The following is a 13,348-nucleotide window of genomic DNA, read 5'->3' on the forward strand; positions in this document are numbered from 1 at the left end:
AACCACCGCAGTGACGACGAGCCGGGCGGCGGCCGCCCCGCCGCTGCCCGCCCACCCGGACCCCCAGGCGTCGGCGGTCCTCGCGAGCGGGCTGCTCCAGGAGCTCTCCTACGCCTTCGACGGGCCGTTCCACTTCCTCCTCCCGGACCGCTTCGACACCAACCTCGCCGCCTTCCGCGCCGCTCTCGCCGAGGCCGGCGTGGCGGGCCGGGTGTACTACGCGAAGAAGGCCAACAAGGCGGCCGTGTGGGTCGAACGCTGCGCGGCGACGGGCGCGGGCGTGGACGTCGCCTCCGCCGGGGAGCTGCGCGAGGCCCTCGCCCACGGCGTGCGCGGCGAGGACATCACGGTCACCGGCCCCGCCAAGCACGAGCAGTTGCTGCGCGTCGCCGTGCTCCAGGGCGCCCTCGTCGCCGTCGACTCCCCCGGCGAGCTGGAGCGCGTCCTGGCCCTGACCGGCGGCACGGCCCGCCCGGCCCGGGTGCTGCTGCGCCGGCTGCCGCCGGAGCAGCCGCACAGCCGGTTCGGGCTCGACGACGAGGAGACGGCCGCCGCCCTGCGCCGCTGCGCGGCGGCCGGCCCGGCCGTGAGCATGGAGGGCTTCAGCTTCCATCTGTCCGGGTACGCCCTGCGGCCCCGCGCCGACCTGGCCGGCCGGCTCGTCGACGAGTGCCGGGCGGCGCGGGCCCTGGGCCTGCGCGCCGACCGGATCAGCGTCGGCGGCGGCTTCGCCGTCGACTACGCCGCCGCCGACGACTGGCACGGCTTCCTCGCCGAGCAGCGGCCCGAGCACTACCACGCGGGCAAGGCGTTCACGGCGGGCGACTTCTACCCGTACCACTCCCCGCTCGCCGGGGCGGACGTCCTGCGGGCCGTCCTGGCCACCACCCCCGAGGGGCACTCCGCGAGCCTCGCCCGGCTGCTCCGCGAGGCGGGCGTGACCCTGATGCTGGAGCCGGGCCGCGCCCTGCTGGACCGGGCGGGCGCGACCGTCTTCCGGGTGCGGGGCGTCAAGGAGCGGGACGGCTACGCCGTCCTCACCGTGGACGGCAGCAGCCTCAGCCTCTCGGAACAGTGGTTCAACAGCGAGTACCTGCCGGATCCCGTGCTGCTCACCGAGACCGGCCCGGCCCGGGGCCCCGCCGTCGTCGCGGCGTGCGTGGGCGGGGCGACGTGCCTGGAGTCCGACATGGTCACCTGGCGCAAGGTGCCCCTGCCCGCGCGACCCCGGGAGGGCGATCTGCTGGTCTACCCGAACACGGCCGGCTACCAGATGGACTCCAACGAGTCGCCCTTCCACGACCTTCCGCTGCCCCCCAAGGTCGTCGTCGACCGTACGGCGGGACGGCCCCGCTGGCGCCTCGACCGCCACGCCTGACCCCGCCCCCCGTCACGCCCCAGCCCGACAGGAGCCCCTGATCCCATGAACGCGGCACTCACCGCCCGCCCCGCGCCGGTCCCCCCGCCCGCCGCGCCCGCCCGGCCCGCCGTGGTCACCCGTGTCTCCGAACTCATCGGCCACACCCCGCTCCTGGAGCTCTGCCGCACCCAGGACGGCAGCCGGCTGCTGCTGAAACTGGAGATGTTCAACCCCATGGGCACCGCCAAGATCCGGATGGCCCGGCAGATGGTGCTGGACGCCGAGGCCCGGGGCGAACTGCCCCCGGGCGGCCGGATCGTCGAGTCCACCTCCGGCAACACCGGGCTCGGCCTGGCCGTCATGGCAGCCGAGCGCGGCTACGCCTTCACCGCCGTCGTCGACCACCACGCCAGCGCCGACAAGCTCCGCGCGATGCGCGCGCTGGGCACCGAGCTCGTGTACGTCACCGACGACGGAACGGACGAACTGGCCACCGCCGCCCGGGAGGAGCTCGCCGAGAGCCTCGCCCGTGGACGCGACGACACGGTCTTCACGGAGCAGCACAACAACCCCAGCAACGGCGTCGGTTACGCGGCCGTCGCCCATGAGCTCCACGACGCCCTCGACGGCCGCGTGGACGTGCTCGTCGCCGCCGTCGGCACCGGCGGGGCCCTGTGCGGCACCGCCCGTGAGCTGCGCCGACTCGTCCCCGGGGTGCGGACGGTCGGGGTGGAGCCCAAGGGGTCCATCGCCTTCGGCGGGCCCGCCCACGACTACCACCAGTCGGGCACCGGCACGCCCGAGGGCGCCGGGATCGGCGCGCTCGTGGACTTCTCGCTCATCGACGAGGGCGTCAAGGTCGGTGACGTCGAGGCGTTCGCCACCTGCCGCGCGGTGGCCCGCACCGGACTGCTCATCGGCGGCTCCGCCGGCGGCGTCGTCCACGAGGCGCTGCGCCGGCTGCCCTCGCTGCCGCCGGGCAGCACGATGGTCGCGCTGGTCAACGACGGTGGCGAGAAGTACCTGGACACCGTCTTCGACGACGGCTGGATGGCCGCCCGCGACCTCCTCGACCCGGTCGTGGAACGCGAGGTCGGCGACCTCCTCGGCACCCTGCGCGGCCACTGATGCCCTCGGTGCCCGCCGCCCTGCCCCGGCTGCTGCGCGACAGCCGGGCCCTGGCGGTGCTCGCCGTCCCGCTCGTCCTCACCCAGCTCGCGCAGGTCGCGCTCACCACGACCGACACCGTGATGATGGGCCTGCTCGGCACCGGGGAGCTGGCGGCGGGCGGCCTCGCGATCGTCGTCTTCAACCAGGTGCGCACCATGGGTGTCGGCCTGGTGACCTCCGTCGGCAACCGCGTCGCGGCGGCTGCCGCGCGCGCCGGGACGTCCCCCGGGCGGGCCGCCGCCCCGGGGCCGGACGACGAGGTCGCCGCCGTCGCCCGGGCCGGGCTGGCGGTGGCGACGCTCGCCGGTGCCGCCGGGGCCGTCCTGATGGTCGCCATCGGCCAGTGCCTGTCCCTGCTGGGACAGGACGGGGACGTCGCCCACCGGGCCCGTGCGCTGCTGGTGGCCCTCGCGCCGGGGCTGCTGCCGTGCCTGTGGTTCCAGGCGGTGCGCCAGTTCACGGTCGGCATGCGGCGGCCGCAGGCGCTGCTGCGGATCACGCTGGCGTCCGTGGCCGTCAACGCGGGGCTCGACTGGGTGCTGATCCACGGCACCTGGGGGCTGCCCCGGCTGGGGCTGACCGGCATCGGCGTGGCGACGTCGCTGGTGCACCTGCTGTCCTTCCTCGCCCTGTACGCCTCGACGCGCCGGGACCCGGTGCTCGGCCCGCGCCTGAGCGCCCGGGTCCTGGGCGCGGACCGCGCCACCGTGCGGCGGCTGATCGGGCTGGGCGTGCCGATCGCGGCCACCTACGGCTCGGAGGCGGGGTTCTTCTCGCTGACGGCGCTGATGGCCGGTTCCTTCGGCAGTGCCGCGCTCGCCGCGCACACGGCCGTCAACCAGCTCGTCTCCATCGTCTTCCAGGTCGCCGTGGGGCTCTCCCACGCCGCCTCGATCAACGTCAGCCGCGAGCTGGCCCTGGGGGACGTCGCCGCGGCGCGGCGCCTCCGGACCACCGCGCTGGCCTGCGCCGCCGCCGTCATGGCGGTGGTCGGCGGCTGCTATCTGGCCTTCCCCGAGGCGGTGTTGCGGCCGTTCCTCGACTCCGGCGCGGCGGGGGACGGCGACGCGCTGTCCATCGCGACCGGGCTGCTCGCGGTCGTCGCCGTCCTGCAGTTCTTCGACTGCGCGCAGAACATCGGCGTCGGCCTGCTGCGCGGCCTGGACGACACCAAGGGCGGCTTCCGGGCCACGCTCGTCGGCTACTGGCTCGTGGGGCTGCCCGCCTCGCTCCTCCTCGGGTACGTGGCGGACCTGCGCGCCCTCGGTCTGTGGCTCGGGCTGCTGGCGGGCCTCGCCACGACCGCGGCGCTGCTGCTGCGCCGCTACGCGGCGGGCCTGCGCGCCCGGAGCGGGGCGGTCACGGAGGCGGTGCCCACGGGCTGACCCCACGCCGGTCCCGGTGAGGGCGGTTCGCGTCCGCCCTCACCGGGACCGTGCCTCAGACGCCGGCCCGGCCGGCCGTGCTCGTGACGACCGCGGAGAACGCCTCGCGGTCGTTCTGGCGTGCCGTGACCCGGGTGCGGGTGAGGGCGTCGTCGTCCTGCGGGAGGACGGTGGCCTCGATCCAGCAGGGGCTGTCGAACTCCACGTACTGGCTGAAGACGGTTTCCAGGCCCAGGACGGCGCCGTGGTCCGGGCCCGTGGCGGCGAGCGCGGCCTGGCGGGCGGCCTCGAGCAGCAGCATGCCGGGGGCGTGGTCGACGGGGTGGTCGAAGAGCACCGGGTGGCTGGGGTCCACGCGCAGCTGCCAGACGCCGTCGGCGTCGGTGGGCGAGAGGACCACGTCGTGGAAGCGGTCGCGGCCGACGCGCACCGGCGCCAGGGGCGGGGCCAGCGGCACGGCCCGGGAGACGACGGACGGGTCGCCGTACTCGCCGCGCAGCCGCCGGTAGACGGCCGGGGCGTGGCTGGTGAAACGGGCCCGGGCGGTGCCCAGGGGCGCGCCGTCGCGGAGCGCGGTGACGTCCATCACCAGGGCGGAGAAGCGGCCCTGACGGCGTTTGACGTCGCTGCACGCGATCCGCAGTTCTATCTCGGCCGGGGTGGCGGCCACGGCCGTCGCGGCCGGGTCGAGCTCGTAGCGGAAGTGGTCCCAGATCAGGTGGTGGCCGAACGGTGTGTCGTAGGCCAGGTGGGACAGCAGGGGGATGGTCTGCCGCACGGTCTCGGCGAAGAGGAGCGGGTCGTAGCGGCCGTCGACCGGGGTGTAGAAGCTGTGGGTCCGGGGCCACTGGGCGCCGATCGTGAAGGTGTCCTCGGCGACGCGCTCCCATCCGGTGAGGAGGACCTCGGCCATGGCCGCCTTGTGGACGTACTGCCGGGGCACACAGGTGGTCAGGCCGTGCGACGCGGAGGGGATGGAGCTCAAAACAGGGGCTTGCTGAACCAGATCGTGCATAACCGACTTCCCGGACGCTCTAACGCTGCTGCTGCTCTGTCTCTGACGCTGGAGCCGTAAGATAAAGGGTGTTCGTTTTGTTTGTCGAGAGATCACAGGGAGTCACCTCATGGCGAGGCCCAGACAGGACCGCGCGGTGAGGACCCGCGCGGCCATCCTCCACGCGGCCGCGGAGGTCTTCGACGAGCTCGGGTTCAGCGGCGCCAGCGTCAGCAAGATCATCGCCCGGGCGGACGCCACCCAGGGCGCGATGTACTTCCACTTCAAGTCCAAGGAGGACCTCGCCCGGGCGGTCATGAACGAGCAGGGCGAGGGCATCGTGATGCCCGAGGGCGAGGCCGGCCTCCAGCACCTGATCGACATCACCCTCCACCTGGCGACCGAGCTCCAGAGCAATGTGCTGCTGCGCGCCGGCGTCCGCCTCGCCGTCGAGCAGGGCGAGTTCGGCGTCCAGGACGACACCGCCTACCAGGAATGGGCCGCCCGCTTCCACGAGCAGCTGGTCGCCGCCAGGGGCCGGGGCGAGCTCCTGCCCGAGGTGGACGAACGGGAGCTGGCCTGGGTCCTGGTGAGCTGCTACACCGGCACCCAGCTCTTCTCCCAGGTCTCCACCAACCGCGCCGACCTGCCCGAGCGCGTGGCCCTGTTGTGGCGCTACCTGCTGCCCGGCGTCGCCACGCCGGAGGCCCGCGCGCGGCTCGTCACCAGCCCCGGCGCGGCCGGGACGGCCCGCCGGTGAGCGGGCCGCTGGTCGCGCTGACCGGCGCCACGGGGTTCATCGGTTCCGCCGCGCTGCGCGAACTCGGCTTGCGGGGCGTGCGCGTGCGCGCGCTGACGCGCCGCCCCGGCCCGGACGCGGACCCGCTCGTCGAGTGGTTCCCCGGCGACCTGACCGACCCCGGCTCGCTGCGGGGACTGTGCGAGGGGGCCGACGCCCTGCTCCACCTGGCCTCCTGCGTCTCCCCGGACGAGGGCCTGTGCGAGGCGGTCAACCACCGGGGCGCCGTCGCGCTGGCCGCCGAGGCCCGCCGGGCGGCGGTGCCCCGCGTCGTCGCCCTGTCGACGGCGGCCGTCTACGGCCCGGGTCCGCACCACGGGCCGGACGTCGACGCGATCCGGCCCGCGCCCACGTCGCCCGCGAGCCGCACCCGGCTGGCGGGCGAGGCGCCGATGCTCGAGTGCGGGGCGGTCGTCCTGCGCCCGGGGCTGGTGCTGGGCGAGGGCGACCGCTGGGTGGTGCCGGCCCTGGCCGAGCTGCTGCGCCGGGTGCCCGCGCGCTGGGACGGCGGGCGCGGCCTGCTGTCGGCCGTGGACGTCACCGATCTGGCGCGGCTCGTCGCGGAGCTGACGTGCGGGCCGAACGCCGTACCGGCGGGCGTCCACCACGCCAGCCACCCGGTCCCGGTGCGCAACGGCGACCTGATGGACGCGCTCGCCGAGCACGCCGTCCTGCCGCGCGCCGAGGCCGACTGGCCGTGGCGACGCTGCCTGGAGAGCCTGCGGGAGAACCCCGGGCGCATGAGCGAGCGTCAGTTCGCGCTGCTCGCCCGCGACCACTGGTACGCGAGCGCGGAGATATGGCGGGCGGCGAACTGCCCACCGGGCCCGGGCGTCCTCGCCCGCCTGGCGGAGGCGGCGCCGTGGTACCGGCGGCACCTCCGGTAGCGCCCCGAAGGGGCGCGGGGCAGTTGTCGATATGCGGCTCCGCCGCGTGGGCGCGACCAGCAGCACCTGGCGCCCCGAAGGGGCGCGGGGAACTGCGCGATCAGCCACGACGCACCCGCAGATGACGCGGAGCGCACCCGCGCGGAGCGCGCCCCTCAGCCGCGCACCGGGAGGAGGACCAGGTCCCAGATCCGGGCGAGCTGACCACCGACGTCCACCGCCGGGCGCCCGGCGTCCGCGGCGGAGGCGCGGATCTGCGCCTCCGCGCCCACGATCAGATGGCTGACCAGGTCCGCCACCACCTCGGGCCGCGCCACCGGCGGCAGCACGCCGGACGACCGGGCGCGCTCGATCAGCGCGTGCGCGGCCGGCCGCCACGCGGAGGTCCAGGCCCGGCCCCCGGCGCGCTCACGGGTGAGCCGGGCCGCCGAGCGGACCGTCGGCTCCTCCTCCATCAGCGCGGCCAGCGCCAGGGTGAGCGCCACCAGGCCGTCCACCGGGTCGCCGGCCGGCGTCAGCGCGTCGCGCACCCGGGCCTCCGTCAGGATCCAGCCCTCCTCCTGCACGGCGTCGGCGAGTTCGCCCTTGGTGGCGAAGTGGAAGGTCAGCGCCCCCATGGACATCTCGGCCGCCGCGCGGATCTGGGACAGGGACGTGCCCTCGTAGCCGTTGCGGTCGAAGGCGCGGGCCGCGGCCCGGACGAGCGCCGAACGGGTCCGTACGGCGCGCTCCTGCATGACCATGCTCCCTCCAGACATTCACCGCCATGCGCCATGCGACCGCGCCATTGCGGAACGACGGCTTCAACTTGCCGGTGGAAGACCGGCGTTCAACCACCTTACGGCCATGATCGTCACGCTCGGCACTCCCTCCCGGTTCCGAACGTCACACCGCCGGGGTTTTGAAAACAAAGCGATCGTTCTCTATTCTTTCGCTCGCGGCGGGGATCTGCCGTCCGCGTCAGAAGGGACCGTGCGATGGCTGTGCACCATTCGACCCGCCCGTTCACCCCGGGCACCGCTCCACTCGTCTCCTTCGCCGAAGAGGTCTTCGGCTACCTGCCCCGCGCCGACCAGCGGCGCTGGGCCCACGCCTATCTGGAGGGGCTGCTCGCCACCCCGGGCAAGAAGACGGTCCGCCGCCTGGCGGCCGCCGTCTCCGCCTCGCCCACCGCCTCGCAGTCGCTGCACCAGTTCGTCAACGCCAGCCCGTGGGACTGGGGCCCGGCCCTGCGCTCGCTCGCCCACTGGACCCTGCGGCGGACCGTCCCCCGGGCCTGGACGATCGGCACGGTGGTCGTCCCCAAGCGGGGCGAGAGCTCGGTGGGCGTCCACCGCCGCTTCGACCCCGCCTCGGGCCGCACCGTCAACTGCCAGTTCGGCGTGGGGATCTTCCTGTCCACCGACACCGAGCCGGTGCCGCTCGGCTGGCGGATCCTGCTGCCCTCCCGCTGGACCGACGACGACACCCTGCGCGAGCGGGCCCGCATACCGGAGTCCAGCGTGGGCGACCGGCCCGCCTCGGCGCAGGTGCTCGACCTGGTCCACACGCTCCACTCCCGGACCGCCGCCACCCCGCTGCCCGTCGTCGCCGACATGAGCTCCTGCACGGAGGCGGCCTCGCTGGTCCGCGGACTCGACCGCGCCGGCTGCGACTTCGTCGTCGCCGTGCCCCCCGCCCTGGCCGTGCTGCCCGGCGGACGCCCGCGCGGCGACGGCCAGGACGCGCCCGTCCCCGTGCGGCGGCTGGTCTACCAGGGCGACGGCTTCGGCGAGACCCCCGTCCCCCTGGGCATCCCCGGCGCGATCCCGGCCGGGCAGCCGCGACGGCTGCTCAACACCCTGGTCCGGCTGCCGGAGCGACCCGGCGTCCGGACGGCCACGACGACGCCCCCGGCGTACCGGGCGTTTGCCCGCCGCGTCCCCGGCCGGCAGGCCGACGAGCCCGTGTGGATCACCAACCTCACCCGGCACTCCGCCGAGGAGCTCGTGGCCCTCACCGGGCACCACGCCCGGACGACCGGCGCCCTGCGCACCCTGGAGGACGACTTCGGGCTGCGGGACTTCGAGGGCCGGTCCTTCCCCGGCTGGCACCACCACATGACGCTGGTCTCCGCCGCCTTCGCCTACAGCCGGCTGGCCGACGCGGCCGCCGCGGCCGACGCGCGCGTGGACCGGCCGCTGGCCGCCGTCCGGTCGGCCTGACCCGTCGCGCGGCCCCGGCGGACCACCGCCCGGGCCCGGCCGCCGGTCCCGAGCGCGACCGGCCGCGCCACGACCGGCCGCGTCACGGCCGACGGAGCGCGCCACGCCCGTGCGCGCCACGCCCGTGCGCGTCCGCTCAGCGGACGTCGAGCCCCGCGAGGAACCACTCCTCCAGCGCCCGTATCCGCGCTTCGCACTCCGCGCGGTCCGCGCCCGCCACCACGAAGGCGGCCAGGAAGTCCCCGGAGTGCCAGGCCTCCTCCATCCGGTCCCCCGGCGCCGCGAAGTACTGGTGCTTCACCACCCCTTCGGGCATCCCCGCCGGGTCGGGCAACCGGTGGACCGTGCCGGGCCGCCGCGTGAACAGCAGCTGACCACCGACGCGCTCCGGCTTCCCGCCCCCCTCGTACGGGAAGTCCAGCCCCAGCTGACGGCGGACCGGCGGCTCGGCCGGGTCGAAGCCGAACATCGCCCGGTGGACGTCCCGGACACCCGCGCCACCGGCGCGGCAGGCCGCCTCGCACAGCACCAGCTCGTCGTCCGGGGTGTGGAACACCTCGATGTGGAAGGCGAAGTGCTCGCTGCCGCCGAACTCCGCCAGCAGCCGCTCGCCGAAGGCCGTCAGCCGGTGGCGCAGCGGGTCGTCGGCGTCCAGGGCGATGTCCATGCGCCCCTCGCGCTGGGTGTAGTCGGCCAGGACGTAGGTGTAGCGCGAGGGCCACATGGTGACGACGCGACCGTCGAGGACCACGCCGTCGATGTGGCACATGCCGCCCTCGACGAACGCCTCGACCAGCCAGGTGGGTTCCTCGCCCGGCGCGGCGAGGTGGCCGCCCGCGAGCCAGCCGGTGACCTCGTCGGCGGTGCGCAGCACGGCCAGGTCGATGGAGCCGGCGCCGCGCCGGGGCTTGACCACCACGGGCAGGCCGTGGGCGGCGACGAAGTCCGTGAGGTCCTGGGGGGCGGCCAGGAGCGCGTGGTCGGCGACGGGGATGCCGGCGCGGACGGCGGCGCGCTTCATCTCCCACTTGTCGCGGTAGGGCACGACCTCCTCGGGGCGCGGGCCGGGCAGGCCGTAGCGCACCCGCAGGTGGGCGGCGCGCTCCAGGTCGTTCTCCTGGCAGGCGACGATGTCGGTCACGCCGTAGCGCTCGACGAGCTCGGCGGCCCGCTCGGCGACGCGGGGGCTGGTGTCGTAGCCGGGCAGCGCCTCGGCGTGGACGAAGGGCGCGGCGGTGGGCAGTTCCTCGCCGTGCACGGCCAGTTGTTCGCTGGAGGCGAGGACGACGACGTCGGCGTCGTAGCCCTCCAGCCACTGCTCGTAGGGGTTGGCGCGGAACGATCCGCGGTGGAGGACCAGGGCGGTCATACGGTCACCTCGTGACGGTCGGTACGGGGGCTTTCAGGACTCGTTCCAGAGGCTGACGTAGCGCTCACCGGTGTCCGGCAGCACGGTGACGATGGTCTTCCCCGCGTACTGGGGGAGCCGGGCCAGGTGGGCGGCGGCGTGCACGGCGGCGCCGGAGGAGACGCCGACGAAGAGGCCCTGCCGGGTGGCCAGGGCCTTCGCCGCGGCCAGCGCGTCGTCGTCGCCGCAGGTCAGCACGTGGTCGATGAGCGATTCGTCGGTGGTGGGCGCGACGAAGCCGCCGTTGAGGCCGGGGATGCGGTGCTGGCCGCCGAAGCCCCGGGAGAGGACGGGCGAGCCCTCCGGCTCCACGGCGACGACCTCGATCGCGGGGTTGCGCTCCTTGAGGTAGCGGGCGCAGCCGGTGATGGTGCCGCCGGTGCCGACGCCGGCGACGAGCACGTCCACCGTGCCGGCGGTGTCGGCCCAGATCTCCGGGCCGGTGGTCTCGTAGTGGGCCAGGACGTTGTCGTCGTTCTCGTGCTGGCGGGAGTACCAGCAGCCGGGCGTCTCCGCGTGGATCTCCTCGGCCTTGGCGATGGCGCCGGCGAAGCCGTCCTCGCTGGGCGTCTGCACGACCTCGGCGCCCAGCGCCTTCAGCAGGCCCACGCGTTCGGGGGTGGCGCTGTCGGGCAGGACGACGACGCAGCGGTAGCCGCGGGCGGCGGCGAGGGCGGCCAGCGCGATGCCGGTGTTGCCGGAGGTGGACTCCAGGACCGTGCCGCCCGGGACGAGCTCGCCGCGCTCCTCGGCGCCGAGGATCATGCGCAGCGCGGGCCGGTCCTTGCTGCTGGAGAAGGGGTTGACAGACTCCAGCTTGGCGAGGACCTCGACGGACGGGTCCGCGCCCTCCGGGTACAGCCGGACGAGGGGGGTGCCCCCGATGAGGTCCTCCAGGCCGTCGGCGACGCGGCGGGTGCCGGTCGTCGTGGGGCCGGGCTGGGTGGTGGCGGCAGCGGCCATGGGTGAATCTCCTACGGGAGGCGTGGTGGGTGGGGGGCGGCGGCGCGGTTCACCAGGAGCCGGCCGAGGCGAGCAGGCGTACGGGGTCGGTGGCCGGGGTGACGTCGCCGCCCGGGGTGCGGATCACGGACGGGGGCGCGTAGACGCGGGCGTCGGCCGGGATGTCCTTGGTGACCGTGGCCATCGCGCCGATCAGCGCGCCGTCGCCGACGGTCACCGGGCCGAGCACGGTGGCGTTGGCGCCGAGGATGACGCCGTCGCCGACGACGGGGTGCCGGCGCTCGCCGTCGGGGCGGGCGTTGTCGTTCCACCAGCCGACGGCCCCCAGGGTGACCTGGTGGAAGATGGTCACGTCGTCGCCGATGACGGCGGTCTCCCCGATGACGACGCCGCAGCCGTGGTCGATGAAGACCCGGCGGCCGAGGACGGCACCGGGGTGGATCTCCACCCCGGTGCGCCGGCGGGCGCCGTGGGCGACGAGCCGGGCGGCCAGGCGCAGGCCGCGCCGGTGGAGCCGGTGGGCGACCCGGTGGGCCCACAGCGCGGGCAGCGCCGCGTGCAGTACGCCCTCCCGGCGGTTGCGGATGGACGGATCGCGCTCGACGACGACGTCGAGGTCCTCGCGCAGCGTCCGCAGCAGTCCGGGCTCGGTGGGCATGGGACTCAACTCCTCCTGGTACGACGGGTGGGCGATGCGGCCGCGCCGGGCACCGTCCCCGCGGGCTCCGCGGCCGGCTCCGCGCTGCCGGGCTCCGCGCTCCCCGGTTCGGGGGCGGGCCGGACGGCGTGGGCGGGCAGGCGCGGCTCCAGCCGCAGCATGGCGAGGCTGCCGAGCAGCACCCCGCCGGCCAGCAGCAGCCAGGTCAGGTTCGCGGAGACGGCCAGCAGGGTGGTGAACAGGGCCGGGGCGGCCGCCTTGGCGACCGACCAGGACAGGTAGTAGACGGCCAGGTAGCGGCCCCGCAGGGCGTCCGGCGCGGCATCGGTGGACAGGGCGCCGGAGGACGGGCTGTGCAGCAGCTCGCCTCCGGTGTAGAGCACGGTGGTCAGCAGCAGCCCGGACACCAGGACGACGCCGCCGTCCAGGGCGGACAGCATCGCGAAGCCCAGGAAGGACGCGGCGAAGACCACGCCGCCCATCGCGGAGACGCGGGTGCGCCGCCACTTGGACGTCCAGGAGTTGACCGGGACCTGCGCCAGCGCCACCAGCACGGTGTTCACGGTGAACAGCAGGCCGGGCAGGGACGCGGAGGCGTGGAGCGTCTGGGTGGTGTAGACGGGCAGGATGACGCTGAGCGAGGAGTAGCAGAAGGCCAGCGGCACGGTCGCCAGCGTCAGCCCCAGGTAGGGCCGGTCGCGCAGGACGGCACCGTACCCCCCGGCGGCCTTCCCGTCCGCCTCCGTGGTGGTGGCGGTGGCCGGGACGCGCCCGGAGGGCAGGCCGGCGATCAGCACGGCCGCCAGCGCGAGGCCCGCGCCGCTGCCCAGGACGACCGCGTGGTACGCCCAGTCCGCGTCGGCGGCCAGCGCGAGGCTGGCCAGCAGGCCGCCCACGCCGAAGCCGGCGTTGCGCAGGCTCGACTGGGTGGCGATCATGCGCTGCCGCTCGGCGCCCTGGGCGAGTTCGGATATCAGGGCCTGGATGGAGGCCTGGAACGAACGGTCCCCGACGGCGACGAGGGTGGCGGCGGCCAGCAGTTGCCACCACTGGTGGACGAACGGATAGCAGACGAACCCCACGGCGCGCACGGCGAATCCGACGGCCACCACGGTACGGGCCCCCAGCCGGTCGACCAGTGCCCCGAAGAACGGGCTCACGGCCAGCCCCACCAGGGCGGCGACGGTCAGGGCGCCGCCCACCTGGCCCAGCGGCAGCCCCGCGACCCGGTGGAAGTACAGCAGGGACACCGGGACGTACATGCCGCCGCCGACGGCCTCGGCCGACACGGCGGCCAGATAACGGTAGCGGGGGAACGTGCCCTTGCCTGGGCGTGTGGGGCTCACGGGAACTCCTTGGTTGCCGGCGGAGTTCACCGACTCCGCGCGCTGCTGCCGAACAGAGGGCAATTCTCGCTTGGGCGAATGGAGCCAACCACGCGGGGCCGGGAGCGGCAACATCCGGATAGCGGCCCATGACGACTTCAGCGACTTGCCGAAGTCGTGGACTTGCCCAAGTCG

12 protein-coding genes are annotated in these 13,348 nt (G+C 75.0%); 6 read left to right on the plus strand and 6 right to left on the minus strand.

What is annotated here, in order from left to right; all coding sequences use genetic code 11:
* The first annotated feature begins 10 nt into the window (after nt 1-10).
* The 3 genes from IE096_RS04610 to IE096_RS04620 are packed head-to-tail and all read left to right on the plus strand — an operon-like array spanning nt 11 to nt 3,915.
* A complete protein-coding gene (locus IE096_RS04610; protein WP_189449596.1) occupies nt 11-1,378 on the plus strand; it encodes a type III PLP-dependent enzyme domain-containing protein in 1,368 nt (455 codons plus the stop codon).
* Nucleotides 1,379-1,423: 45 nt separating this feature from the next.
* Complete coding sequence (locus IE096_RS04615) at nt 1,424-2,488, plus strand: cysteine synthase family protein (RefSeq protein ID WP_189448599.1); 1,065 nt, start codon at nt 1,424-1,426, stop codon at nt 2,486-2,488.
* Nucleotides 2,488-3,915, plus strand: a complete 1,428-nt coding sequence (locus IE096_RS04620; RefSeq protein WP_189448601.1) for an MATE family efflux transporter — start codon at nt 2,488-2,490, stop codon at nt 3,913-3,915. Before IE096_RS04615 ends, IE096_RS04620 begins: the two co-directional genes overlap by 1 nt.
* Nucleotides 3,916-3,970: 55 nt before the next feature.
* Here the strand turns inward: IE096_RS04620 and IE096_RS04625 are convergent, their stop codons facing one another.
* Nucleotides 3,971-4,900 carry a ScbA/BarX family gamma-butyrolactone biosynthesis protein gene (locus IE096_RS04625; RefSeq protein WP_229819909.1) on the minus strand — a complete coding sequence of 310 codons (930 nt, stop codon included), beginning with the start codon at nt 4,898-4,900 and terminating at the stop codon, nt 3,971-3,973.
* Between the two features lie 139 nt (nt 4,901-5,039).
* Here IE096_RS04625 and IE096_RS04630 point away from each other — a divergent pair, with 139 nt between their 5' ends.
* Together IE096_RS04630 and IE096_RS04635 are read left to right on the plus strand one after the other, a co-directional pair.
* On the plus strand, nt 5,040-5,669 hold the full coding sequence (locus IE096_RS04630) for a ScbR family autoregulator-binding transcription factor (protein WP_189448604.1): 630 nt from the start codon (nt 5,040-5,042) through the stop codon (nt 5,667-5,669).
* Nucleotides 5,666-6,595 (plus strand): NAD-dependent epimerase/dehydratase family protein, encoded by a 930-nt coding sequence (locus tag IE096_RS04635; RefSeq protein WP_189448606.1) that lies wholly within the window; start codon nt 5,666-5,668, stop codon nt 6,593-6,595. Before IE096_RS04630 ends, IE096_RS04635 begins: the two co-directional genes overlap by 4 nt.
* 155 nt (nt 6,596-6,750) lie before the next feature.
* On the opposite strand, the gene IE096_RS31765 is transcribed toward IE096_RS04635, so the two are convergent.
* A complete protein-coding gene (locus IE096_RS31765) occupies nt 6,751-7,332 on the minus strand; it encodes a TetR family transcriptional regulator (protein ID WP_189448608.1) in 582 nt (193 codons plus the stop codon).
* Between the two features lie 240 nt (nt 7,333-7,572).
* On the opposite strand from IE096_RS31765, the gene IE096_RS04645 reads away from it, so the two are divergent.
* Nucleotides 7,573-8,799 (plus strand): IS701 family transposase, encoded by a 1,227-nt coding sequence (locus tag IE096_RS04645; RefSeq protein WP_229819910.1) that lies wholly within the window; start codon nt 7,573-7,575, stop codon nt 8,797-8,799.
* A gap of 136 nt (nt 8,800-8,935) precedes the next feature.
* Here IE096_RS04645 and IE096_RS04650 read toward each other — a convergent pair whose 3' ends face one another.
* The 4 genes from IE096_RS04650 to IE096_RS04665 are packed head-to-tail and all read right to left on the minus strand — an operon-like array spanning nt 8,936 to nt 13,174.
* Nucleotides 8,936-10,168 carry an ATP-grasp domain-containing protein gene (locus IE096_RS04650; RefSeq protein WP_189448609.1) on the minus strand — a complete coding sequence of 411 codons (1,233 nt, stop codon included), beginning with the start codon at nt 10,166-10,168 and terminating at the stop codon, nt 8,936-8,938.
* Between the two features lie 33 nt (nt 10,169-10,201).
* Complete coding sequence (locus tag IE096_RS04655; RefSeq protein WP_189448611.1) at nt 10,202-11,170, minus strand: PLP-dependent cysteine synthase family protein; 969 nt, start codon at nt 11,168-11,170, stop codon at nt 10,202-10,204.
* Nucleotides 11,171-11,219: 49 nt separating this feature from the next.
* On the minus strand, nt 11,220-11,828 hold the full coding sequence (gene epsC, locus IE096_RS04660) for a serine O-acetyltransferase EpsC (RefSeq protein ID WP_189448612.1): 609 nt from the start codon (nt 11,826-11,828) through the stop codon (nt 11,220-11,222).
* Between the two features lie 5 nt (nt 11,829-11,833).
* Nucleotides 11,834-13,174, minus strand: coding sequence for an MFS transporter (locus tag IE096_RS04665; protein WP_189448615.1), 1,341 nt, complete (start codon nt 13,172-13,174; stop codon nt 11,834-11,836).
* Nucleotides 13,175-13,348 lie beyond the last annotated feature (174 nt).

The organism is Streptomyces abikoensis (genome assembly GCF_014648775.1).
Lineage (GTDB): Bacteria > Actinomycetota > Actinomycetes > Streptomycetales > Streptomycetaceae > Streptomyces > Streptomyces abikoensis.

Bases quoted from the DNA above. Each gene is read 5' to 3' on its own strand.
- IE096_RS04615 (WP_189448599.1), top strand. From the start codon at position 1,424: ATGAACGCGGCACTCACCGCCCGCCCCGCGCCGGTCCCCCCGCCCGCC.
- IE096_RS04620 (WP_189448601.1), top strand. From the start codon at position 2,488: ATGCCCTCGGTGCCCGCCGCCCTGCCCCGGCTGCTGCGCGACAGCCGG.
- IE096_RS04630 (WP_189448604.1), top strand. From the start codon at position 5,040: ATGGCGAGGCCCAGACAGGACCGCGCGGTGAGGACCCGCGCGGCCATC.
- IE096_RS31765 (WP_189448608.1), bottom strand. From the start codon at position 7,332: ATGCAGGAGCGCGCCGTACGGACCCGTTCGGCGCTCGTCCGGGCCGCG.
- IE096_RS04645 (WP_229819910.1), top strand. From the start codon at position 7,573: ATGGCTGTGCACCATTCGACCCGCCCGTTCACCCCGGGCACCGCTCCA.
- IE096_RS04650 (WP_189448609.1), bottom strand. From the start codon at position 10,168: ATGACCGCCCTGGTCCTCCACCGCGGATCGTTCCGCGCCAACCCCTAC.
- IE096_RS04655 (WP_189448611.1), bottom strand. From the start codon at position 11,170: ATGGCCGCTGCCGCCACCACCCAGCCCGGCCCCACGACGACCGGCACC.
- epsC (WP_189448612.1), bottom strand. From the start codon at position 11,828: ATGCCCACCGAGCCCGGACTGCTGCGGACGCTGCGCGAGGACCTCGAC.